The organism is Xenorhabdus hominickii, from assembly GCF_002632725.1.
Classification (GTDB): domain Bacteria; phylum Pseudomonadota; class Gammaproteobacteria; order Enterobacterales; family Enterobacteriaceae; genus Xenorhabdus; species Xenorhabdus hominickii.
This window is the reverse complement of the sequence record NZ_NJAI01000001.1, coordinates 827878-850948: the sequence shown is the minus strand read 5'-3', so window position 1 is coordinate 850948 and position 23071 is coordinate 827878. Positions and strand designations below refer to the sequence as shown.

At 43.2% G+C, this 23071-nt stretch carries 22 protein-coding genes; 20 read left to right on the top strand and 2 right to left on the bottom strand.

Going from position 1 to position 23071, the window contains the following annotated elements:
• Positions 1-104: 104 nt before the first annotated feature.
• The 19 genes from asnC (at position 105) to Xhom_RS03780 (ending at position 21715) form a co-directional block, all read left to right on the top strand.
• The gene (gene asnC, locus Xhom_RS03875; RefSeq protein WP_047964586.1) at positions 105-566 is read left to right on the top strand and encodes a transcriptional regulator AsnC; all 462 of its coding nucleotides are present in this window, start codon (positions 105-107) and stop codon (positions 564-566) included.
• Positions 567-657: 91 nt separating this feature from the next.
• Positions 658-1098 carry an FMN-binding protein MioC gene (gene mioC, locus Xhom_RS03870; RefSeq protein ID WP_069317470.1) on the top strand — a complete coding sequence of 147 codons (441 nt, stop codon included), beginning with the start codon at positions 658-660 and terminating at the stop codon, positions 1096-1098.
• Between the two features lie 375 nt (positions 1099-1473).
• Entirely contained in the window at positions 1474-3363 is a 1890-nt protein-coding gene (mnmG, locus tag Xhom_RS03865) for a tRNA uridine-5-carboxymethylaminomethyl(34) synthesis enzyme MnmG (RefSeq protein ID WP_069317469.1), read from the top strand.
• Between the two features lie 12 nt (positions 3364-3375).
• Positions 3376-3996, top strand: a complete 621-nt coding sequence (rsmG, locus tag Xhom_RS03860) for a 16S rRNA (guanine(527)-N(7))-methyltransferase RsmG (protein ID WP_069317468.1) — start codon at positions 3376-3378, stop codon at positions 3994-3996.
• A 612-nt stretch (positions 3997-4608) separates the two neighbouring features.
• Positions 4609-4986, top strand: coding sequence for a F0F1 ATP synthase subunit I (gene atpI / locus Xhom_RS03855; protein WP_069317467.1), 378 nt, complete (start codon positions 4609-4611; stop codon positions 4984-4986).
• A gap of 31 nt (positions 4987-5017) precedes the next feature.
• Positions 5018-5842, top strand: a complete 825-nt coding sequence (atpB, locus tag Xhom_RS03850) for a F0F1 ATP synthase subunit A (protein WP_069317466.1) — start codon at positions 5018-5020, stop codon at positions 5840-5842.
• Between the two features lie 47 nt (positions 5843-5889).
• Complete coding sequence (gene atpE, locus Xhom_RS03845) at positions 5890-6135, top strand: F0F1 ATP synthase subunit C (protein WP_047962570.1); 246 nt, start codon at positions 5890-5892, stop codon at positions 6133-6135.
• Between the two features lie 55 nt (positions 6136-6190).
• Positions 6191-6661 (top strand): F0F1 ATP synthase subunit B, encoded by a 471-nt coding sequence (gene atpF, locus Xhom_RS03840; protein WP_069317465.1) that lies wholly within the window; start codon positions 6191-6193, stop codon positions 6659-6661.
• A gap of 12 nt (positions 6662-6673) precedes the next feature.
• Entirely contained in the window at positions 6674-7207 is a 534-nt protein-coding gene (gene atpH, locus Xhom_RS03835; RefSeq protein WP_069317464.1) for a F0F1 ATP synthase subunit delta, read from the top strand.
• Positions 7208-7221: 14 nt separating this feature from the next.
• A complete protein-coding gene (gene atpA / locus Xhom_RS03830; RefSeq protein WP_069317463.1) occupies positions 7222-8763 on the top strand; it encodes a F0F1 ATP synthase subunit alpha in 1542 nt (513 codons plus the stop codon).
• Between the two features lie 58 nt (positions 8764-8821).
• The gene (atpG, locus tag Xhom_RS03825; RefSeq protein ID WP_069317462.1) at positions 8822-9685 is read left to right on the top strand and encodes a F0F1 ATP synthase subunit gamma; all 864 of its coding nucleotides are present in this window, start codon (positions 8822-8824) and stop codon (positions 9683-9685) included.
• A 34-nt stretch (positions 9686-9719) separates the two neighbouring features.
• Positions 9720-11102: a F0F1 ATP synthase subunit beta gene (gene atpD / locus Xhom_RS03820; RefSeq protein ID WP_069317461.1), complete on the top strand. Its 1383-nt coding sequence runs from the start codon at positions 9720-9722 to the stop codon at positions 11100-11102.
• A 21-nt stretch (positions 11103-11123) separates the two neighbouring features.
• The gene (locus tag Xhom_RS03815) at positions 11124-11546 is read left to right on the top strand and encodes a F0F1 ATP synthase subunit epsilon (RefSeq protein WP_069317460.1); all 423 of its coding nucleotides are present in this window, start codon (positions 11124-11126) and stop codon (positions 11544-11546) included.
• A 183-nt stretch (positions 11547-11729) separates the two neighbouring features.
• Positions 11730-13115 carry a bifunctional UDP-N-acetylglucosamine diphosphorylase/glucosamine-1-phosphate N-acetyltransferase GlmU gene (gene glmU, locus Xhom_RS03810; RefSeq protein ID WP_069317459.1) on the top strand — a complete coding sequence of 462 codons (1386 nt, stop codon included), beginning with the start codon at positions 11730-11732 and terminating at the stop codon, positions 13113-13115.
• A gap of 176 nt (positions 13116-13291) precedes the next feature.
• Positions 13292-15121 carry a glutamine--fructose-6-phosphate transaminase (isomerizing) gene (glmS, locus tag Xhom_RS03805; RefSeq protein WP_069317458.1) on the top strand — a complete coding sequence of 610 codons (1830 nt, stop codon included), beginning with the start codon at positions 13292-13294 and terminating at the stop codon, positions 15119-15121.
• Between the two features lie 383 nt (positions 15122-15504).
• Positions 15505-17541, top strand: coding sequence for a site-specific DNA-methyltransferase (locus Xhom_RS03800; protein ID WP_069318526.1), 2037 nt, complete (start codon positions 15505-15507; stop codon positions 17539-17541).
• Positions 17542-17551: 10 nt separating this feature from the next.
• On the top strand, positions 17552-20725 hold the full coding sequence (locus Xhom_RS03795; protein ID WP_069317457.1) for a type III restriction-modification system endonuclease: 3174 nt from the start codon (positions 17552-17554) through the stop codon (positions 20723-20725).
• Positions 20726-20887: 162 nt separating this feature from the next.
• Entirely contained in the window at positions 20888-21019 is a 132-nt protein-coding gene (locus tag Xhom_RS36325) for a hypothetical protein (RefSeq protein ID WP_418384727.1), read from the top strand.
• A gap of 84 nt (positions 21020-21103) precedes the next feature.
• Positions 21104-21715: a 3'-5' exonuclease gene (locus Xhom_RS03780; RefSeq protein WP_069317456.1), complete on the top strand. Its 612-nt coding sequence runs from the start codon at positions 21104-21106 to the stop codon at positions 21713-21715.
• Here the strand turns inward: Xhom_RS03780 and Xhom_RS03775 are convergent.
• Positions 21658-22443: a hypothetical protein gene (locus Xhom_RS03775; RefSeq protein ID WP_244590772.1), complete on the bottom strand. Its 786-nt coding sequence runs from the start codon at positions 22441-22443 to the stop codon at positions 21658-21660. The two genes, Xhom_RS03780 and Xhom_RS03775, sit on opposite strands and share 58 nt — an antisense overlap.
• Positions 22444-22625: 182 nt before the next feature.
• On the opposite strand from Xhom_RS03775, the gene Xhom_RS03770 reads away from it, so the two are divergent.
• The gene (locus Xhom_RS03770; protein ID WP_069317455.1) at positions 22626-22925 is read left to right on the top strand and encodes a hypothetical protein; all 300 of its coding nucleotides are present in this window, start codon (positions 22626-22628) and stop codon (positions 22923-22925) included.
• Between the two features lie 16 nt (positions 22926-22941).
• Here Xhom_RS03770 and Xhom_RS03765 read toward each other — a convergent pair.
• The coding region (locus Xhom_RS03765; RefSeq protein ID WP_244590775.1) for an IS1 family transposase at positions 22942-23071 on the bottom strand (130 nt) is incomplete at its 5' end.

Genomic DNA, 23071 nt, shown 5'->3' with positions numbered 1-23071 from the left:
TAGGGTATAAATTCAATATCTGATAATAAAAATATTGCATATTATTTATAAACGATAATTTTTACACTAAAAAAATGAATATTATTCAAAAACAAGGGTTGAAAATGGCAGAAATTTATCAGATCGACAATTTAGACCGTGACATACTTCACGCTTTAATGGAGAACGCGCGTACACCTTACGCAGAATTGGCCAAAAAATTCGCAGTCAGCCCGGGAACAATTCATGTTCGCGTGGAAAAAATGAAGCAGTCAGGGATCATTACGGGTACTCGGGTTGATATTAGTGCTAAACAGCTGGGTTTCGATGTGTGCTGCTTTATCGGCATCATATTGAAAAGCGCCAAAGACTATCCGGCAGCATTAAAGAAACTCGATATGCTTGATGAAGTCGTAGAAGTTTATTACACCACGGGCCATTACAGCATCTTCATTAAAGTCATGTGCCGATCCATCGAAGCCCTTCAAGATGTACTTATCAACAAGATCCAAACTATTGATGAAATTCAGTCAACAGAAACTTTGATCTCCCTGCAAAATCCGATAACAAGGACAATCAAGCCATAAGATGAAAAATTACGGATAGACATTATCCACAGGTAGATCCCAATAGATTCACAGCGTACAATAGTTGTTCTTTAATGTAGCAAGGATCGTGATGAGTACAATAACCTTAATCAGCGGCAGTACAATGGGCAGCGCCGAATACGTCGCCGAACATATAGCTGAAATCTTAGAAAATGACGGGTTTTCCACAAAGATGTTACATGGTCCTTCATTGGATGATCTTCCTCTAAAAGGGCTATGGCTTGTAGTTACATCAACACACGGAGCAGGTGATTTACCTGAAAATCTTCAACCTCTGGCAGATACGATCGCACAACAGCAACCCGATCTAAGTAATGTGACATTTGGAGCTGTCGGTATTGGCAGTTCCGAATATGACATATTCTGCGGAGCCATAAGATCATTAGAGCGCTTATTGAAAGATCTCGGTGCAAAACGGATCGGGGATCGACTTGAAATAGACATCCAGCAGCATGAAATTCCCGAAGATCCAGCCGAAGAATGGGTCAAAGATTGGGCAAAGTTACTCTGATCTGGTTAAAAATATAACGATCAACTGTGGATAACTTATCTGAAAAGCAGGGGTTAACCCGTAGTTATCCATTTAATAACCCAGTTTCAATTAATCACCTGTGAATAACTTGGCTTTTTGATCCCAGCTTATACTGACTTGGATCACGGATCATTCACAGCAAATGATCCTTTACAGTATCATGATCTTTATATGGAAAATTCACTTATCCACAGAAGATCGCGATCCTAATAAAAGATCTAATAAAGAGATCTTTAAATAAAAAGATCTTCTTTTAATTAACGATGATCTCTCCCTACTTGGTATAAGGTCCAAACTTGAGTAGAATTCTCTCCCCAATGCATATGAAGCATTCTCACAATTGAAGGTTCGAACATGTTTTATCCAGAGCACTTTGACGTCATCATTATCGGCGGTGGTCATGCCGGTACTGAAGCAGCAATGGCCTCCGCACGTATGGGGCGTCAAACCTTACTACTGACTCACAATATTGATACTTTGGGCCAAATGTCATGTAATCCAGCCATTGGTGGGATCGGTAAAGGGCATCTGGTAAAAGAGATCGATGCACTTGGTGGCCTAATGGCAAAAGCCACCGATCAGGCAGGTATTCAATTCAGAACACTTAATGCCAGCAAAGGCCCTGCTGTTCGGGCAACACGCGCGCAAGCGGATCGGGTGCTTTATCGACAAGCTGTAAGAACTGCACTGGAAAATCAGCCCAATTTAATGATCTTCCAACAATCTGTTGAAGATCTCATTGTAGAGAACGATACCGTCATAGGCGTTGTTACTCGTATGGGATTAAAATTTAAAGCTAAATCTGTAGTCTTGACTGTAGGTACTTTCCTCGATGGAAAAATTCACATTGGGCTGGAAAACTACAGCGGCGGGCGAGCTGGAGATCCACCTGCGATCTCCCTGTCACACCGTTTACGGGAACTCCCTCTACGTGTATCTCGTCTGAAAACGGGCACACCTCCTCGCATTGATGCAAGAAGCATCGATTTTAGCCAGCTTGAACAACAACTGGGAGATAACCCCACACCAGTATTTTCGTTCATGGGTAACGTGGATCAACACCCACGGCAGATCCCGTGCTATATCACACATACCAACGAAAAAACGCATGAAGTGATCCGCAATAACTTGGATCGTAGTCCAATGTACGCTGGGATCATCGAAGGAATCGGCCCCCGTTACTGTCCTTCCATTGAAGACAAAGTGATGCGCTTTGCAGATCGCAATGCTCACCAGATCTTCTTGGAACCTGAAGGGCTTACAAGTAACGAAATCTATCCAAATGGGATCTCAACCAGTTTGCCATTTGATGTGCAGATGCAGATCGTTCATTCCATGAAAGGAATGGAAAATGCCCGTATTATTCGCCCAGGTTATGCGATCGAATATGATTTCTTTGATCCTCGGGATTTAAAACAAACACTGGAAAGCAAATTTATTCATGGTTTGTTCTTTGCAGGACAGATCAACGGTACTACCGGATATGAAGAAGCTGCGGCACAAGGGCTACTTGCAGGTCTCAACGCGGCACGGTACGCTTTGGGTGAAGAAGGTTGGTTCCCACGCCGGGATCAAGCTTATATCGGTGTTCTGGTCGATGATTTATGCACACTGGGCACCAAAGAACCTTACCGTATGTTTACATCCCGTGCTGAATATCGCTTGATGCTGCGTGAAGACAATGCCGATCTTCGTCTGACAGAACAAGGCCATAAACTGGGCTTGGTTGACGATCTCCGTTGGGATCACTATTGCCGTAAAGTGGAAATGATCGAACAGGAACGCCAACGTCTGCGTAATATCTGGGTACATCCTCACTCTGATAATCTGGCTGATATCAACCAAATGTTGAAAACCCCGTTGTCAAAAGAAGCCAATGGTGAAGATTTACTGCGCCGCCCTGAGATGACTTATGAATTACTGACATCATTGTCGCGCTTTACTCCGGGATTAACGGAATCTCAAGCAGCGGATCAAGTTGAAATTCAAGTGAAATATGAAGGCTATATCGCTCGTCAACAGGAAGAGATCGAAAAACAGCTACGCAATGAAAATACTGCACTGCCAGTTAATTTGGATTACCAACAAGTGAGTGGGCTATCCAACGAAGTTATTGCAAAACTGAATGATCATAAACCCACTTCGATTGGTCAGGCTTCCCGTATTTCAGGTATCACACCAGCCGCTATTTCTATTTTGTTGGTTTGGTTGAAAAAACAAGGTTTATTGCGTCGTAGCGCCTAAAGAGGACTGATTTTGCTTAACAAATTAGAATCGCTGCTGACGAAGAGTGGCATTGAATTATCACTGAAACAAAAACAGCAACTCATTGCCTATGTTGATATGCTCAACAAGTGGAATAAAGCCTATAATCTGACATCTGTCCGTGACCCGGAGCAGATATTGGTTCGGCATATCATGGACAGCATTGTTGTTAATTCATCCCTCAACGGGACACGGTTTATTGATGTGGGAACAGGCCCCGGCTTACCGGGTATCCCATTGGCAATAGTGCGTCCTGATTCCCATTTCACCTTACTGGATAGTTTGGGAAAACGTGTTCGCTTCTTACGTCAAGTTCAACATGAATTGGGATTAACCAATATAGAACCTGTACAGAGTAGGGTAGAGGAATTTATCCCTGAGCCGCCTTTTGATGGCGTCATTAGCCGTGCATTTGCCTCTCTGCAAGATATGCTGTCATGGTGTAGCCATCTTCCCAAGCCACAAGAAGGGCGTTTTTATGCCCTGAAGGGTGCATTACCGGAAGAGGAATTAGCTCAATTGCCCGCTGGGATCACACTTGATACCTTTATCGCTCTTCAAGTTCCAGAATTGGATGAACAGCGCCATTTGGTAATACTTAAGTCAAACTAACTTTGCTGTTTATCAATAAAAACTTAAATAATTAGTAACGCCAACGATATCTTAAATGTTACGTGCGTTACTAATTATTATTTTCTATTGTTTCAATTTTATTTACCGATGGCTCACAGAAAAATAACGTTATTTCCACATTGATATAATTTGATCATTTCGATGACATGTATTGATTTACTTTATAAAAAGTTTTTAGAGAAAATGAGCAAAATAAACATTTGACTCTTTTTATCTATATATCTGATAAAAATTTATAGCACTAATATTAATTATTTGATTTATATAAAAAATAAAAAATATTTTTATCACACATATAATGATAAACGTAATTAATGGTTCTTGCTTGATGTGATACATGTCACGTTTAATTTTTGAATTGCACCAGTAAACGTTGCAGAATATTAAATAGTATTTGTGAGCAATCTAGCATCAGAGTTAGAAATTTAAATTATTATTCACTTTTTCGCTACTTATGGATTGAATTCATTTTGGCTGCCCGTATAATTTGCACGTTTTTGTCACTTGACACTCTTAAGCAAAGCCAGTTTTATACAGCATTGCAGCAAGACCTGATATGTGATGGTGTACCTCAGGGAGAAAACAAAAGTCATGTCTGTATCCCTTTACAGCGGTAAAATGGCACTGAAACTGTTACTTTTGCAGTTTATGACTTTTGTTATTCTCAGTGCAGCTTTTTGTACTAAAAGTATAGAGTGGGGCGCTTCTGCTTTTGTTGGCGGGTTGGCATGCTGGTTACCAAATGCCATTTTTATGCTTCTTACCCGTTTCCAAAAGGCAAAAGAAGAGGGGGCTCCAGTACGCATTGCATGGTTTTTCGCGATTAGCGAAGGGGTTAAGGTTATCCTTGCGATAGCTGTGCTGATGGTCGCTTTAGTCGTGTTCAAGGCGGCATTTGCACCACTTGGTGTGGCCTATTTAGCGGTGCTGATTGTGCAGATCATCGCACCTGCCGTAATGAGCGGTTAGCGTTTTTAACAACAAAAGGGTAAAAAGCATCATGTCTGCATCAGGAGAAGTTTCAACTTCTGAGTACATAAGTCATCACCTGAGACACCTTCAGCTTGACTTACGTACCTTTGAGTTGGTCAATCCCCACGCTAGTGGTTATGAGCCGACGTTTTGGACGTTGAACATTGACTCGCTTTTTTTCTCCATCGTATTAGGGATGTTGTTTCTATTTGTATTCAGGAGAGTCGCGGTTCGTGCTACTGATGGCGTACCGGGGAAATTCCAGACTGCAGTAGAAATGATTATCGGTTTCGTTGATAACACTGTACGTGATATGTATCACGGCAAGAGCAAAGTGATCGCTCCTTTGGCGCTAACTGTGTTCGTTTGGGTGTTACTGATGAACGCATTGGACTTGCTGCCAATCGATTTCATTCCTTTGATCGGGGAACACGTCTTCGGCCTGCCTGCTCTGCGTATTGTTCCAACTGCAGATGTCAGTGTCACCTTGTCGATGGCGCTTGGCGTCTTTGTCCTCATCCTGTTCTATAGCGTTAAGATGAAAGGAATTCGTGGTTTTGCGAAGGAGCTGGCATTACAGCCTTTCAATCATCCATTGTTTATTCCAATTAACTTAATTCTGGAAGGGGTTAGCTTGCTGTCTAAACCTATATCACTCGGTCTGCGACTGTTTGGTAATATGTATGCTGGCGAACTGATCTTTATTCTTATTGCGGCTCTTTTACCGTGGGGAGCTCAGTGGTTACTTAGCCTGCCTTGGGCGATTTTCCACATACTAATTATTACGTTACAAGCCTTTATTTTCATGGTTCTGACGATTGTTTATCTGTCGATGGCATCTGAAGAGCATTAATTTTTTATCAATCATTGTGTTTTAACTGAAACAAACTGGAGACTGTCATGGAAAACCTGAATATGGATCTGCTGTACATAGCTGCCGCTATTCTGATGGGCTTGGCGGCTATTGGTGCTGCGATCGGTATCGGCATCCTCGGAGGTAAATTCCTGGAAGGCGCTGCTCGTCAGCCTGATCTGATTCCTCTGCTGCGTACGCAGTTCTTTATCGTCATGGGTCTGGTTGACGCCATCCCTATGATCGCTGTGGGCCTGGGCTTGTTTATGATGTTCGCTGTTGGCGGTAAGTAAAATAGCAGAACTGAAAATTACGCCAATTCATTAATTGAAATAGAGGTATTGTGCTGTGAATATTAACGCAACAATCCTCGGCCAGGCCATCGCGTTTGTCCTGTTTGTTTTGTTCTGCATGAAGTATGTATGGCCACCAATCATGGCGGCCATTGAAAAACGTCAAAAAGAGATTGCTGACGGTTTGGCTTCAGCAGAGCGTGCCAAAAAGAACCTGGACTTAGCGCAAGCCAATGCGACCGACCAACTGAAAAAAGCGAAAGCTGATGCGCAAGTTATCATTGAGCAGGCTAATAAACAAAAAGCCCTAATTATTGATGATGCTAAAGTAGAAGCCGAGCTGGAACGTAACAAAATTATAGCGCAGGCTCATGCTGAAATTGAAGCTGAACGCAAACGCGCTCGTGAAGAGTTACGTAAACAGGTTGCGATGCTGGCTATCGCAGGTGCCGAGAAAATCATCGAACGTTCCGTGGATGAAGCTGCTAACAGCGACATCGTTGATAAACTGGTCGCTGAACTGTAAGGAGGGAGGGGCATGTCTGAATTTGCTACGGTAGCTCGCCCCTACGCCAAAGCAGCTTTTGACTTTGCTGTAGAACACCAATCTCTCGAACACTGGCAAAACATGCTGGCGTTCGTTGCTGAGGTTACTCGCAATGAGCAGGTTGGTGAGCTGCTTTCCGGTTCATTAGCACCGGAAACGTTAGCCAAGACCTTCATCACCCTTTGTGGTGAGCAGGTTGATGTGCATGCTCAGAACTTTATTCGTGTAATGGCAGAAAATGGTCGCTTGCTGGTACTGCCAGAAGTCTTCCAGCAATTTATCCAATTGCGTGCGTCACTTGAATCAACTATTGATGTTGAAGTGATTTCTGCGTCCGAACTGAATGAGCAGCAGCAGGCTAAAATTTCTGCGGCGATAGAAAAACGTCTGTCACGCAAAGTGAAGCTGAATTGCAAAATTGACAAGTCTGTTATTGCCGGTGTGATTATTCGCGCAGGTGACATGGTGATCGATGGCAGTATTCGCGGCCGTTTGGATCGTTTAACAGACGTCTTGCAGTCTTAAGGGGACTGGAGCATATGCAACTGAATTCCACCGAAATCAGCGAACTGATCAAACAGCGTATTGCTCAGTTCAATGTAGTGAGCGAAGCTCACAATGAAGGTACGATTGTTTCCGTTAACGACGGTATCATTCGTATCCACGGTTTAGCCGATGTCATGCAGGGTGAAATGATCTCTCTGCCTGGCAACCGTTACGCAATTGCACTGAACTTGGAGCGCGACTCTGTAGGTGCCGTTGTCATGGGGCCGTATTCTGACTTAGCCGAAGGCATGAAAGTCAAATGTACTGGCCGTATTTTGGAAGTACCTGTTGGTCGTGGTTTGCTGGGGCGTGTTGTTAACACTCTGGGTGAGCCAATTGACGGCAAGGGTGCTGTTGAAAATGATGGTTTCTCACCCATTGAAGTCATTGCACCGGGCGTTATCGACCGTCAATCCGTTGACCAACCTGTTCAGACAGGTTACAAATCCGTTGATGCCATGATCCCAATCGGCCGTGGTCAGCGTGAGCTGGTAATCGGTGACCGTCAGACCGGTAAAACCGCACTGGCTATCGATGCAATCATCAATCAGCGTAATTCTGGTATCAAATGTATCTATGTTGCGATTGGTCAGAAAGCTTCTACCATTGCTAACGTAGTGCGTAAACTGGAAGAGCACGGCGCACTGGAAAATACTATCGTTGTTGTTGCATCCGCTTCTGAATCAGCGGCACTGCAATATCTGGCACCATACTCTGGTTGTGCGATGGGTGAATACTTCCGTGATCGTGGTGAAGATGCACTGATTGTTTACGATGACCTGTCTAAACAGGCTGTTGCTTACCGTCAGGTTTCCCTGTTGCTACGTCGTCCACCTGGACGTGAAGCATTCCCTGGTGACGTATTCTATCTGCACTCTCGTCTATTGGAGCGTGCTGCGCGTGTTAACGCTGATTACGTTGAAAAATTCACCAATGGCGAAGTGAAAGGTAAAACAGGTTCTCTGACTGCATTGCCAATCATTGAAACTCAGGCGGGTGACGTTTCTGCGTTCGTACCAACAAACGTTATCTCTATCACTGATGGCCAGATCTTCTTGGAATCTTCCCTGTTCAACGCAGGTATCCGTCCAGCAGTTAACCCAGGAATTTCTGTATCCCGTGTTGGTGGTGCTGCTCAGACTAAGATCATCAAGAAACTGTCTGGTGGTATCCGTACCGCTCTGGCTCAGTACCGTGAATTAGCAGCATTCTCCCAGTTTGCTTCTGATTTGGATGATGCAACCCGTAAGCAGTTGGATCATGGTCAGAAAGTTACTGAGTTGTTGAAGCAGAAACAATATCAGCCAATGTCCATCGCACAGCAGGCATTGTCTCTGTTTGCCGCTGAGCGTGGTTATTTGGAAGATGTTGAAATCGCGAAAGTGGTCAGTTTCGAAGCTGCGCTGTTGTCGTATGCTAGCCGTGAACATGCTGATCTTCTGAAAGAGATTGACCAGTCTGGTGATTACAACGGAGAGATTGAAGCTAAGCTGAAAGCTCTGTTGGAATCCTTCAAGGCGACTCAGTCCTGGTAACACTATTCGGCCCAGTTTGATTGAACATGGGCCGTCTGGTTAATGAGGAGAAGCAGATATGGCCGGCGCAAAAGAGATACGTACCAAAATCGCCAGTGTGCAAAACACGCAAAAAATCACTAAAGCGATGGAAATGGTCGCCGCGTCCAAAATGCGTAAAACGCAGGATCGCATGGCGGCCAGCCGTCCTTATGCAGAGACCATTCGCAGTGTGATTGGACACCTTGCGTTAGGTAATCTGGAATACAAACATCCCTACCTTGCAGAGCGCGAAGTGAAGCGTGTTGGGTACGTGGTTGTTTCGACTGACCGTGGTTTATGTGGCGGTTTGAACATTAACTTGTTCAAAAAATTGCTGATAGAAATGAAAGACTGGTCTGATAAAAGCGTTCAAGTTGATTTGGCGCTTGTTGGATCGAAAGCGGTTTCTTTCTTTTCTTCTGTTGGTGGCAACGTTGTAGCCCAAGTAACAGGGATGGGAGATAACCCATCATTGTCCGAACTGATCGGGCCAGTCCACGTCATGATGCAAGCATATGACGAAGGGCGTCTGGATAAACTGTATATAGTGACAAACAAGTTCATCAATACCATGTCTCAGGCTCCGACAATCACTCAGTTATTGCCTCTGCCAGCCGGAGACGATGAAACACTGAAGAAGCAGTCCTGGGATTATCTGTATGAACCGGATCCTAAGGCGTTGTTGGATACCCTGCTGCGCCGCTATATAGAATCACAAGTTTATCAGGGCGTCGTTGAAAACCTGGCTAGTGAACAGGCCGCACGAATGGTAGCGATGAAAGCCGCGACCGATAACGGTGGCAACCTGATCAAAGAGTTGCAGTTGGTTTACAACAAGGCTCGTCAGGCCAGCATCACTCAGGAACTCACCGAAATCGTTTCGGGTGCTTCTGCGGTTTAACAGCTAGGTTTACGAATTACGTAGAGGATTCAAGATGGCTACTGGAAAGATTATCCAGGTAATCGGCGCCGTGGTGGACGTCGAATTCCCTCAAGACAGCGTACCAAAAGTATACGGTGCTCTTGAGGTTAAAAATGGTGAGGAAAAACTGGTGCTGGAAGTTCAGCAGCAGTTAGGCGGTGGTATTGTTCGTTGTATCGCAATGGGTACCTCCGATGGTCTGCGCCGTCATTTGGAAGTGACTGATTTAGGCCACTCAATTGAAGTACCAGTGGGTACAGCAACACTGGGCCGTATCATGAACGTATTGGGTGATCCAATTGACATGAAAGGTGAGATCGGCGAAGAAGAGCGCTGGTCAATTCACCGCACAGCACCGACTTATGAAGAGCTGTCCAACTCTCAGGAACTGCTGGAAACCGGTATCAAAGTAATGGACTTGATCTGCCCATTTGCGAAGGGTGGTAAAGTAGGTCTGTTTGGTGGTGCGGGTGTAGGTAAAACTGTTAACATGATGGAGCTGATCCGTAACATTGCGATCGAGCACTCCGGTTACTCAGTATTTGCCGGTGTTGGTGAGCGTACCCGTGAAGGTAATGACTTTTACCATGAAATGAACGATTCAAACGTACTGGATAAAGTATCTCTGGTATACGGTCAGATGAATGAGCCACCAGGAAACCGTCTGCGTGTTGCTCTGACTGGCTTGACCATGGCAGAAAAATTCCGTGATGAAGGCCGTGACGTTCTGTTGTTCGTTGATAACATTTACCGTTATACCCTGGCAGGGACAGAAGTATCAGCACTGTTGGGTCGTATGCCATCTGCGGTAGGTTATCAGCCAACGCTGGCGGAAGAGATGGGTGCTCTGCAAGAGCGTATCACCTCAACCAAAACAGGCTCCATTACCTCCGTACAGGCAGTTTACGTTCCTGCGGATGACTTGACTGACCCATCACCAGCGACAACCTTTGCCCACTTGGATGCAACCGTCGTATTGAGCCGTCAGATCGCATCTCTGGGTATTTATCCTGCGGTTGATCCACTGGATTCAACCAGCCGTCAGCTTGATCCACTGGTTGTTGGTCAGGAGCACTATGACGTGGCGCGTAACGTTCAGTCTATCCTGCAACGTTATCAGGAACTGAAAGACATCATCGCCATTCTGGGTATGGACGAATTGTCTGAAGACGACAAACTGGTTGTAGCTCGTGCTCGTAAGATCCAGCGCTTCCTGTCTCAGCCATTCTTCGTTGCCGAAGTCTTCACTGGCTCACCAGGTAAATTCGTTTCTCTGAAAGACACTATCCGTGGCTTCAAGGGTATCCTGAACGGTGATTATGACCACCTGCCAGAGCAGGCGTTCTACATGGTTGGTACCATCGAAGAAGCTGTGGAAAAAGCGAAAAAGCTTTAATTCGGCTGACGGGAGGTTGATATGGCTGCAATGACGTTCTCCCTGAACGTAGTCAGTGCTGAAAAACATATGTTTGAAGGGCTGGTACAGAAAATTCAGGTGACAGGCAGTGAAGGTGAATTGGGGATTTATCCTCAGCACACACCACTGCTTACTGCCATAAAACCGGGCATGATACGTATTGTTAAGCAGTTTGGTGAAGAAGAATTTATCTACCTATCAGGTGGAATTCTTGAAGTTCAGCCAAACGGCGTTATCGTACTGGCCGATACAGCGATCCGTGGTAAGGATTTGGACGAAGCTAAAGTGCTTGAAGCTAAGCGCAAGGCAGAAGAACACATCCGTAATTCTCACGGTGATGTTGATTATGCTCAGGCATCTGCTGAATTGTCGAAAGCGATCGCGAAACTTCGCGTTATCGAACTGACAAAAAAGATGATGTAATAATACCCAATAGATTTTGAATTGCAGCCAACAGGCCCAATTTGAAAGATAAAGGGTATAGGCAGTGAGATAAAAAGCCAGTTGGTGAAAGCTAACTGGCTTTTTTGCATTGCGAAATATGTAGTAATTTGTTTCGCAAACAGGTTTACTTTCATACTTAAAATTGGAATTGTCAGGTTTCTTATGTCTATTACGCCTAAACCAATTAGTGCAAAAAGTGTTGTGATCCTTGCCGCAGGTAAAGGAACCCGCATGTATTCTGCTCTTCCCAAAGTTCTGCACTTGCTGGCCGGTAAACCAATGGTTCAGCATGTCATTGATACCGCAATAGAGTTGGGTACCCAAAATGTTCATCTGGTTTATGGGCATGGTGGTGATCTAATGAAACAAATACTTTCCAACCAAAATCTGAACTGGATACTGCAAGCTGAACAATTAGGTACAGGTCATGCTATGCAGCAGGCTGCACCACATTTTGCGGATGATGAAGATATTCTGATTCTTTACGCTGATGTGCCTTTGATTGCCAAAGATACCTTAGAGCGCCTGATCGAAACTAAACCAGAAGGTGGCATTGGTTTATTGACCGCTATTTTGGATAATCCAACGGGATATGGTCGTATCATTCGTGAAGATGGTGAAGTAACGGGTATTATTGAGCAGAAAGACGCGACGGAAGAACAGCGTAAAATCAACGAAATCAACACGGGTATTTTGGTTGCAAATGGTGGTGATTTAAAACGTTGGTTATCCAAGTTGGAAAACAATAACGCACAAGGCGAATATTACCTTACCGATATTATTGCACTTGCGCACAAAGACGGGCGTCAAATCAAAGCAGTACATCCAAGTCGCTTAAGTGAAATGGAAGGGGTTAACAATCGCCTTCAACTTTCAGCATTAGAGCGTATTTACCAGTCTGAGCAAGCTGAAAAATTATTGCTGGCGGGCGTCATGTTATTAGATCCTGCCCGTTTTGATCTACGTGGCAAACTAGAACATGGCCGTGATGTAGTAATCGATACCAATGTGATTATCGAAGGCCACGTTACATTGGGAGATAATGTTCATATCGGTTCTGGCTGTATTCTGAAAAATTGCGTTATTGGTGATGGCGCGGCAATCAGTCCTTATACTGTGATTGAAGATTCTGAAATTGCCACCGAATGTACAGTCGGGCCTTTTGCTCGTTTACGTCCGGGTTCTAAGCTGGAGGAAAAAGCTCACGTTGGCAATTTCGTGGAAATGAAAAAAACCACGCTGGGTAAAGGTTCTAAGGCGGGCCATCTGACATATCTTGGTGATTCTGAAATTGGCAACAACGTGAATATTGGTGCGGGAACCATTACCTGCAACTATGATGGCGCTAATAAATTTAAAACCATCATTGGTGATGATGTGTTTGTTGGATCAGATACCCAGCTTGTAGCACCAGTCAACGTTGCCAAAGGTGCCACTATCGGAGCCGGAACCACAGTAACAAAAGACGTTGCCGAAAATGAGCTGGTCATCAGCCGCGTAAAGCAAACCCACATTAAAAACTGGCAGCGTCCGGTTAAGAAAAAATAAATAAGATCTACCCATAATAACAATTCCCAACAGATTTCAAGTTGCCGTGCGGCGGCTTAAAAGATGAAGGGAGATAATCCCCATCTCTACAAAGCTCGGGGACCGGCAAAGCCGGAATACAATCAGGTTCGCGACATAAAAGGGCTTCATCGCCCTGTTTTTAGGAATAAAACAACATGTGTGGAATTGTTGGTGCAGTAGCACAACGCGATATTGCAGAAATACTGATCGAAGGTCTTCGTCGCCTTGAGTACCGTGGTTATGATTCTGCGGGTATGGCTGTAGTTGACAGTGAAAACCGTATGACCCGCCTACGTGAAGTGGGTAAAGTGCAGATGTTGGCAGATAAAGCTGACAAGCAGCCCGTTGTTGGTGGCACGGGGATTGCTCATACTCGCTGGGCAACACACGGAGAACCAAATGAACGCAACGCTCATCCTCATGTTTCTGAACACATTGCGGTTGTGCATAACGGTATTATTGAAAACCACGAAGAACTGCGTGAAGAATTAAAAGCGCGTGGTTACATTTTCTCTTCTGATACCGATACTGAAGCCATTGCCCATCTTGTGCACTGGGAACAGCAACAAGGCGGCTCTTTACTGGAAATCGTTAAGCGTGTTATCCCTCAATTGCGCGGCGCTTACGGCACCGTGATTATGGATAGCCGTCAGCCTGATGTGCTGGTAGCAGCGCGCTCTGGCAGTCCATTGGTGATTGGCCTGGGTATGGGTGAGAACTTCCTGGCATCTGACCAACTTGCGTTACTGTCGGTAACTCGCCGCTTTATTTATCTGGAAGAAGGTGACATAGCAGAAATCACCCGCCGCACTGTTCGCATCTTTGATGTGCAGGGCGAAGCCGTTGAGCGTGAACAAATCGAATCTAATGTTCAATATGATGCTGGTGACAAAGGTGTATACCGTCATTACATGCAGAAAGAGATTTACGAACAGCCAATGGCGATCAAGAGAACGCTTGAAGGTCGCTTGAGACACGGCGAGGTAAATCTATCAGAATTGGGCGCGAAGGCAGCCGAATTACTGTCTCAGGTTGAACATATCCAAATTGTTGCCTGTGGCACTTCCTACAATGCTGGCATGGTTTCACGTTACTGGTTTGAATCTTTGGCGGGTATTCCATGTGATGTGGAAATCGCCTCTGAATTCCGTTACCGAAAGCCTGCCCGCCGCAAAGGAAGCCTGTTGATCACCCTGTCTCAATCAGGTGAAACAGCCGATACCTTAGCTGCACTGCGTTTATCCAAAGAGCTGGGCTACCTGACATCACTGACCATCTGTAATGTCGCGGGTTCCTCTTTAGTACGTGAATCAGAATTTGCTCTGATGACCAAAGCGGGTGCTGAAATTGGTGTCGCATCCACCAAAGCTTTTACGACTCAGCTAACTGTATTGCTGATGCTGGTGGCTTATATGGGGTGCCTGAAAAGTGCAGATGCTTCCCTTGAGCAGAATATTGTCCACGCTCTGCATGCGCTGCCAAGCCGGATTGAAAGCATGCTGTCCAAAGACAAGCTGATTGAATCACTGGCGGAAGATTTTTCTGAAAAACATCATGCACTGTTCCTTGGCCGTGGCGATCAGTACCCGATCGCAGTTGAAGGTGCACTGAAACTGAAAGAGATCTCTTACATTCACGCAGAAGCTTATGCTGCCGGTGAATTGAAACATGGCCCATTAGCACTGATTGATGCGGATATGCCAGTTATCATCGTTGCACCGAACAACGAACTATTGGAAAAACTGAAATCCAACATTGAAGAAGTCCGCGCCCGTGGCGGTTTGCTGTATGTCTTCGCAGATCAGGATGCCGGTTTCACCAACAGCGAAAACATGAAGATCATCTCCCTGCCACACGTAGAAGAGTTGATCGCCCCGATCTTTTATACCGTGCCACTGCAATTGCTCTCTTACCATGTTGCTTTGATCAAAGGTACAGATGTGGATCAACCACGTAATTTGGCGAAATCGGTGACGGTAGAATAATATCTATAATACGCTGTTAATATAGGTGTATTGTAAAACTGAATGCTCTCTAAATCCGGTTATGCGTAAGCTAACCGGATTTTTTATTGTGTGCTGGACATGGTTTTTTGACTATCATTACAACTCTGTTAGCCGAGAGCATATCACTATCATTCGGTTGGTGGGATTCAATATAGCCGCAAAAAATTTCGTCTAAACGGAATGTTGGCGCTTCAATTGTTTCAGTTTTATATCTCACTTTCATGTTAATGAGATTTTCAGGGATTCTTTACTACACTTAAACAGTAAGTTGCTGCGATTAAGGCAATGATTTAACAGTTTAACGAAGAATATGAACCACGAGCATGAGTTTTGCTCAGTTGGCAATAAATGGAATTCCTCTGATGACAATTGAAAAAATCACCCTAGACTACCCAGAATCCAAAAGTACGAATATCACTCAAGAAAATATCGCTCAACTTAAACAACTTTTCCCTGAGGTATTTTCTGAAGGAAAAATCGACTTTGATGCCTTAAAAGCTGTGCTTGGTGAAGCTATCGATGATTCAGACGAGCGCTATAACTTCACTTGGCATGGTAAGGCTCGCGCGCGCCAAATTGCCCTGACTCCATCAACAGGCACGCTACGCCCTTGTAAAGAAGAAAGTGTGAATTGGGATACCACAGGGAACCTTTTTATTGAAGGTGATAACCTTGAAGTACTTAAAATATTACAAAAGTCTTACCATAAAAAGGTAAAGATGATCTATATCGATCCGCCATATAATACTGGTACTGATTTTGTTTATAAAGATAATTATCATGATAATATGAGGAACTATTTAGAGGTAACTGGGCAAATTAATATCAATGGTCAATTGAAGTCAACTAATAGAGAAACCTCTGGCAGGTATCATTCAAGCTGGTTGAATATGATATTTTCACGGCTGCTTGTTGCTAAAAACTTACTTCATCCAGAAGGAATAATATATATATCTATAGATGATAATGAAGTCTTTAATTTAGTGAAGATTTGTGAGGAAATATTTGGATACGATGCTGTTAAAATCATTGCGGTTAAAATGAGTGAAGCTAGTGGCTTAAAAATGGCTAGTGTCAAAAAACTAGGCACTATTCCAAAATTAAAAGAATATATTATTACTATAAAACCGAGTGGTATCAATAATATTGAATTTACACTAATAAAGAAACCTATGTGGGACTCGGAGTATAATATATACTTGGATAATTTTAGTAGGGAGAATAGAGACTTTTATGACTCTATAAAAGATTCGGAATATCTTAGTGATGATCAGTTAAATAAACTAGATGAAATTTTATCAGGCATAACTTTAAAGTCTTTTTCCGAAGTATATAAAGGACCAGCCTCCAAAAAGAATGAATGGCTTTTTGATAATAGCTGGCGAATATGTCAGTGCGTCAAATCCAGCAGCGTTTACAAACTAAGCGAAGAAAAGAAGAAAAACAAAGAAATAAGTGGTGTTTTTTCTGTTAAGTCAGCTCAGGGATTAGTATATCTAGTACGCGGAACATATCCAGAAACTAGTCGAGATCCTAGGTTACAATTAATATTTGCCTCTGATAACCTATTTGTTCATCCTGGTGATTTTTGGGCTCATATTAAGACCACAGGGCTTGATAATGAAGGTGGAGTTCCTTACAAAAATGGGAAAAAGCCATTAAAACTAGTGACTGAACTGATTAGCTCTTTAAAATGTCTTAATGATGGAGATATAGTTTTGGACTTTTTCGCTGGTTCAGCAACGACTGGTGAAGCGACAATGATAGCAAGTAAAAATAACAATGTTAAATTAAATTACATATTAGTTCAATTACCAGAAAATTTAGAGAACACTTACAAATTAGCCAGTGCTGATATGAAAAAGCAAATAAAAGAGTCAATGGATTACTTAAATGAACAGGGTAAGCCTCTTAGCTTAACAGAACTGGGAAAACAAAGAATTAGAATGAGTATTGAAAAATACAAAACTGAATATCAAATAGATGGATTTAAAGTATTTAAGCTTGATGAAACTAATATTCGCTCTTGGGATGTTAACTTCGATAATTTGGAGCCAGCACTTAAACTCGCATTAAAATCAATTAAAGATGATCGCTCGGCAGAAGACGTTCTTTATGAAATCCTACTTAAATACGGTATTGAATTAACCACTCATGTTGAAGAAGCAACAATCGAGGGCAAGAGGGTATTTGTTGTTGGTACAGGTTCTTTAATAGTTTGCCTGGACGATAGCATTACTGAACAGGTGGTTAAGGGTATCGCCAAACTGAAAGAAAAACTCAATCCAGAAAATACTCAAGTCGTTTTTAAAGACCAAGGGTTTGCAGACAGCGTAGTGAAGACCAACGTGATTCAGATCCTGAAACAGTATGGTATCGACGATGTAAAAAGCATTTAAGGTGGTGGTGATGAAGATTCAATTTAGATCGGACTTATCACACCAAATCGATGCGGTTGAAGCTGTTTTAGGTGTGTTTGAAGGGCAGGAAACATTTCAATGCAATTTTACTGTAGCTGATAATGTGCTGGCGAATCAGCAGTTGGATATCTTTGGTAAAAACAACGACATCGGTGTCGGTAATACTCTTACCTTATTGCCTGATGAAATTTATGCCAATACGCGTAATGTTCAGTTAAAGAATGGCTTGCCACAGGTTGAAAACGCAAAGCAAGAACTGCCAGGTCTGGATTTCAGTGTTGAGATGGAAACCGGTACAGGTAAAACCTATGTGTACCTGCGTTCTATCTTTGAGCTAAATCAGCGTTATGGACTGACAAAGTTCATTATCGTGGTGCCGTCCATTGCGATTAAAGAAGGCGTCTATAAATCACTGCAAATCACTGAGCAGCACTTCCGTGAGCAGTACAAAAACATCCAATATGACTATTTTGTTTATGACTCATCAAAGCGCGAACAGGTTCGTAACTTTGCTACCAATGATTACATTCAAATCATGGTGATCAATATTGATGCGTTCAGTAAGTCATTCACCGATCCTACGAAGGAAACTACCGCGAATCTGATTCACCGTACAGATGACAGGCTGAACGGAATGAAGCCTATTGAATTTATTCAGGCTACTCGCCCTGTCGTTATTATTGACGAACCACAGTCAGTTGTATCAACGGCAAACCGAAAAGAAGCGATTGGCAGCTTAAAACCGCTGTGTACATTCCGTTATTCAGCCACATTGAAAGAAGCGCCGCACTTGCTGTATAAGCTTGACTCTATTGATGCCTATGAACGCAAACTGGTTAAGCAAATTGAGGTTGCTTCTCTGGATGTTAAGGATGGGCACAACCAAGCCTATATTAAGCTAGTGAGTGTTGATAATAAGAAATCCCCCATTTCTGCCAAGATTGAAATTGATGCTCAAACGCGCACAGGCAAGCTGCAACCACGTAAGGTAATAACTATCAAAGATGGACAGGTCAATGACTTATTCGAACTTTCGGGTGGGCGTAGTGTTTATGAAGGCTATGTCGTCAACGATATTTATTGCGAAGAAGGTAATGAGTATATTGACTTTACCAGTCGTGATGAAATTGTGCGCCTTGGGCAAGCCATTGGCGAAGTGGATTCGGAGGCCTTTAAGCGCATTCAAATAGCCAAAACTATCGAAGAGCACCTAGAAAAAGAGCTGAAGTTCTACCACAAGGTAACAACGGGCTATGACAAGCTCGACCACTCGAAAATCCTAAGCCAGAAAGGTATTAAGGTGCTGAGTCTGTTCTTTATCGATAAGGTTGCCAACTACCGCGGCTACTCTAAAGATGGCGTTCCTGTTCAGGGTAAGTTTGCCAAGTGGTTTGAAGAAGAGTTTACCAAGCAGGTTAGCAAGTCCAAATATCGCGTGTTGTACCAGAGAATCTGGGATAACGATGGAGATAAATACACCATCAACGCAGTAGCGTTGCAAGAACTCACTCAAACAGTGCATGATGGCTACTTTGCACAGGACAAGAAAAAAGATGCTTCTGGCAATCCTCAGTTCGCTGATTCGAAGCTTTCAGCCAAAGGCGAAGGGGGTAAAACAGCGGCCGATGAGTCGGCTTATAACCTGATCATGAAAGACAAAGAAAAGCTTCTATCTACGGACGAGAAGCTGCGCTTTATCTTTTCACACTCGGCACTGAAAGAAGGCTGGGACAACCCGAATGTTTTCCAGATCTGTACGTTGAATGAAACCAGCTCAATCACTAAAAAACGACAGGAAATCGGTCGTGGCCTCCGTTTAGCTGTTGATCAATCTGGTGAGCGAGTGCCTTACGGTTTTGAGGTAAATACCCTGACCGTTATGGCAAACGAATCTTATGAAAGCTTTGTTTCTGAACTGCAAAAAGAGATTGAAGCGGAAGAAGGCATTAAATTTGGTGCGGTTGAGTCTCACCAATTTGCCAACATTGTTGTTTCTGGCGAACTGGATCAGAAAGCCTTCTTGGGAACGAAGAAGTCAGAAGAGATCTTCCAGCACCTTCTGTCTCAAGGTTATATCGATGACAAAGGCAAGATTCAGGATGTGCTGAAAATTGCCATCAATAACAACGAGGTAAATCTGCCATCCAGTGTTGCTGAGCATACTGATGCCATCGTTGCCATGTTGAAGAAACTGGCAAAAGGCCTGAACGTGAAAAAACACGAAGAGAAACGTTCTGTAGCCTTGTGTGAAGATACAAATGGTAAGCAGGTTGTACTTGGTGAAGCCTTCAAGGCTCTTTGGGGGCGGATTAAATACAAAACGACTTATCGTGTTAACTTTAGTATCAACAAGCTGGTTGAAAACTGTATCAAGGAAATTAGAACGAACGTAGCGGTAGCCAGCGCCAAGTTTCAGTACACCAAGGTTAAGGTTGCTATTACTGAAGCAGAATTGGAAACCTACGATGAGAAAACAAAAATCCAGTACTACCGCAATCGCAATTTCCAGTTGCCAGATATCGTGACTTATCTAACTGACCAGACCAATCTGACCCGTCAGACAATTATCGATATTCTGCTAGGGTTGGGAGATAAGCTGGAAAATTTCAAAAAAAATCCTCAGCACTTTATCGAGTTAGTCGGTGAAGTTATCCGTAAGCAGATGCGTATTGTCATTGTAGATGGCGTTAAATATCAGCGTATTGGTGACGAGGCATATTACGCCCAAGAGCTTTTCCAAGAAGAAGAGCTGACTGGCTACCTCAAGGATATGGTGAAAGCTGAAAAATCGGTATATGACTACATCATTTGCGATTCAGATACCGAATTTAACTTCGCCGAAAAGCTAGAAAGCGCTGAAGAAGTGAAGATTTATTCCAAATTGCCATCATGGTTCAAGATTGATACCCCGCTGGGCAGTTACAATCCTGACTGGGCAATATTAATAGACAAAGATGATGGAGCGGGGGAGCAGCTTTACTTTGTGGTTGAAACAAAATCAAGCATATTCTCAGATGATCTGCGTGAGGCTGAAAAGGCTAAGATCAAGTGTGGCGTTGAGCATTTCAATGCGTTAAGCAAAGACAAAGATGGTAAAGAGGTAACCAACGCTGCCAAATTTGTCAAAGCTGATAACTTTGATACGTTCAGTACTAATTTTTAATCTTAATGGCATCAAGGCGCGGGTATCTTTGCCCACTGTGACGCCGGATAGGTTTACGCAAGCCTCAAATTCATCAAAAAAATTAGTGTTGCAAAAACGGGGGATGACTATAGATTCTCGAAAGAGAATATTATATTTAGAGTCAATCAACATGTTGAATACATGATCGAAAAATGGCGCAAGGATAATTCAGAACTGATTAGCGGAGAAAACAGCGCCGAAGCATTGCTGAAAAAAATTAAAGCCGAACGGGAATCAGCGAAACCAGAAAAGCGAGGCCGTAAAAAGAGCTAATTGCGCTATTAGTACAATTGTTTACATTACAATCTGGTACTTTATAGCCCGATAAAAATGCGGCAATAAGAAAGGATAATAACAATGACCGATGCAGAACAGTTTCCTGAAAAAGCGGTTATCCAGAAGATTCTCCGGGAAAAAATGATCACATTGGCTCACCAATGGATCACGGAACGTGCATATATTCTGGATACCGAAACCACGGGGTTAGATAAACAGGCACAGGTCGTTGAGATAGCCGTTACAGATACAGATGGACAGGTGATTTTTCAGCGTCGCCTCCGCCCTTCTGTTCCGATTGATAAAGCAGCGCAAGATGTTCACGGTATAACCCTGATCGCTCTGCGTAATGAACCGCAATGGCCGCAGGTTGTTGATGAACTTATCCCGCTCCTGATCAGCCGTCCTCTGATTATTTTTAATGAAAATTTTGATCTCAGGATAATAGCCCAGACCGCAAAAGCATTTGCGATGGATACGCGCTGGTTGAAACAGGTACAGTCCCGGTGTGCAATGGAGTTATCCGCCCTGTTTTATGGCGCGACAAACCGATATGGTACTATTTCACTGGTTAATGCAGCACGTGCTGCGGGTGTGTCGGTAAAGGGAAAGGCGCATACGGCGGTGGTGGATTGTCAGACGACTGCCGCAGTGGTTCGTTCCATTGCGAATTTATATCCACAGTTAAAATAGGAAATTATCCGGCTCACAATAAAGCCCCCCGCCCACCAAAAACAGCCACAAAAGGGCGGGTGAATAAAATCAAATACTACCAATGATTTCAATAATAAATCCTTATCTGATGCAGATAATCTGTTAACTTGCTCTGTTGCAGTCAGATATTTAACCTCTACGGTATGTGACTGTGATGATTTAAGCAGCATATCCAAGGCATTGTACGCTTCTGGAGGGACACCGAATAATTCTGCAAATGCCGATTGAGCTTCGGATAATTGTTTAAAATTGAAATTAATCAGAGGTAGTTCAGCCAGCGTCTTATCACCATCAAATGCGCGTTTCAGACAGGGCAGATATAACAGGCGATAATCCCCTTCCATCAGTTCAGAACGTAACTCAACTAAATGATTTAAATAATCTTTTGCATCGTCATCGTCCATATAGTAATCATTTTCGTCCACAGAAAAGGTGAATAACACATAGCCATCCACTTTCTCACAGGTCACGGAATCTCCATCATCAATGCACATAAATACCTGAGGGTTCGTATCTGATGGTACTTTCAGATAGCAAATAACCTGCCCCCAATTCGCATAATAAAGCCCTATATCAAAATACTGAGCCATTAATTTATCTGGATCAGCCTTTAAATCACTGTAGTTGTAATGAACAGAAAAATGACTTGAACTTATTTCGGCACGACTAGAGATCATTCTCAGTCTGGTTTTTTGCTGTGCGGACAACACGCTATCCAGCCGTTAAAAATGGTAATATTGATATTCACTCATGGTTAGATATCTATAAATTTAAGCTCATTAATTCAGATAATTAGCTCCTATCTTAATAGGATTTTACTACTTTAATTTAACTGCCTTCGTGGTATAACGTTATGATTTAAACGTTTAAACGGAAGTTATCTTAAAGCATGATGCAATACACAGATAGAGTTACTCATTCATTAATTTGCGGGGCAGTTTACATCGGCTGGTTTGCTTTATCTTTCCTGCCAATTTTTTTTCCTAATGCGGTAGAGTTATACCGTTCTAGCTTAGCTACTCCAGTATTATTTATTTTGATCTGGTTACCCTATTCACTACTTTGTTGGCGCAGTTATCAGAGAACATTTAACCTAATGCCTCTGGGAAAACTACGCTTGGCAGATTTTGTATTACCTGTGCTGGCAATATTTGCCCTGATTTGGATCAATGGCATGGTCATGTATTAAATAGTTAGATTGAATATCAAAAATAGTACTCACGCTCAATAAAAGTTCCTATCACCTTATCGTGCATTTCTTCGGATTTTGAATAACTGATAGTTTTTCTATTCAGTCTTTTTACTCGAGTACGCTGAGTTAAATTCGTTCTCTCT

What these genes read in the sequence shown, in the direction of transcription:
- asnC (WP_047964586.1), top strand. Translation starts at nt 105, where the DNA reads ATGGCAGAAATTTATCAGATCGACAATTTAGACCGTGACATACTTCAC.
- mioC (WP_069317470.1), top strand. Translation starts at nt 658, where the DNA reads ATGAGTACAATAACCTTAATCAGCGGCAGTACAATGGGCAGCGCCGAA.
- mnmG (WP_069317469.1), top strand. Translation starts at nt 1,474, where the DNA reads ATGTTTTATCCAGAGCACTTTGACGTCATCATTATCGGCGGTGGTCAT.
- atpI (WP_069317467.1), top strand. Translation starts at nt 4,609, where the DNA reads ATGTCTGTATCCCTTTACAGCGGTAAAATGGCACTGAAACTGTTACTT.
- atpB (WP_069317466.1), top strand. Translation starts at nt 5,018, where the DNA reads ATGTCTGCATCAGGAGAAGTTTCAACTTCTGAGTACATAAGTCATCAC.
- atpE (WP_047962570.1), top strand. Translation starts at nt 5,890, where the DNA reads ATGGAAAACCTGAATATGGATCTGCTGTACATAGCTGCCGCTATTCTG.
- atpH (WP_069317464.1), top strand. Translation starts at nt 6,674, where the DNA reads ATGTCTGAATTTGCTACGGTAGCTCGCCCCTACGCCAAAGCAGCTTTT.
- atpA (WP_069317463.1), top strand. Translation starts at nt 7,222, where the DNA reads ATGCAACTGAATTCCACCGAAATCAGCGAACTGATCAAACAGCGTATT.
- atpG (WP_069317462.1), top strand. Translation starts at nt 8,822, where the DNA reads ATGGCCGGCGCAAAAGAGATACGTACCAAAATCGCCAGTGTGCAAAAC.
- atpD (WP_069317461.1), top strand. Translation starts at nt 9,720, where the DNA reads ATGGCTACTGGAAAGATTATCCAGGTAATCGGCGCCGTGGTGGACGTC.
- Xhom_RS03815 (WP_069317460.1), top strand. Translation starts at nt 11,124, where the DNA reads ATGGCTGCAATGACGTTCTCCCTGAACGTAGTCAGTGCTGAAAAACAT.
- glmU (WP_069317459.1), top strand. Translation starts at nt 11,730, where the DNA reads ATGTCTATTACGCCTAAACCAATTAGTGCAAAAAGTGTTGTGATCCTT.
- glmS (WP_069317458.1), top strand. Translation starts at nt 13,292, where the DNA reads ATGTGTGGAATTGTTGGTGCAGTAGCACAACGCGATATTGCAGAAATA.
- Xhom_RS03800 (WP_069318526.1), top strand. Translation starts at nt 15,505, where the DNA reads ATGACAATTGAAAAAATCACCCTAGACTACCCAGAATCCAAAAGTACG.
- Xhom_RS03795 (WP_069317457.1), top strand. Translation starts at nt 17,552, where the DNA reads ATGAAGATTCAATTTAGATCGGACTTATCACACCAAATCGATGCGGTT.
- Xhom_RS36325 (WP_418384727.1), top strand. Translation starts at nt 20,888, where the DNA reads ATGATCGAAAAATGGCGCAAGGATAATTCAGAACTGATTAGCGGAGAA.
- Xhom_RS03780 (WP_069317456.1), top strand. Translation starts at nt 21,104, where the DNA reads ATGACCGATGCAGAACAGTTTCCTGAAAAAGCGGTTATCCAGAAGATT.
- Xhom_RS03770 (WP_069317455.1), top strand. Translation starts at nt 22,626, where the DNA reads ATGATGCAATACACAGATAGAGTTACTCATTCATTAATTTGCGGGGCA.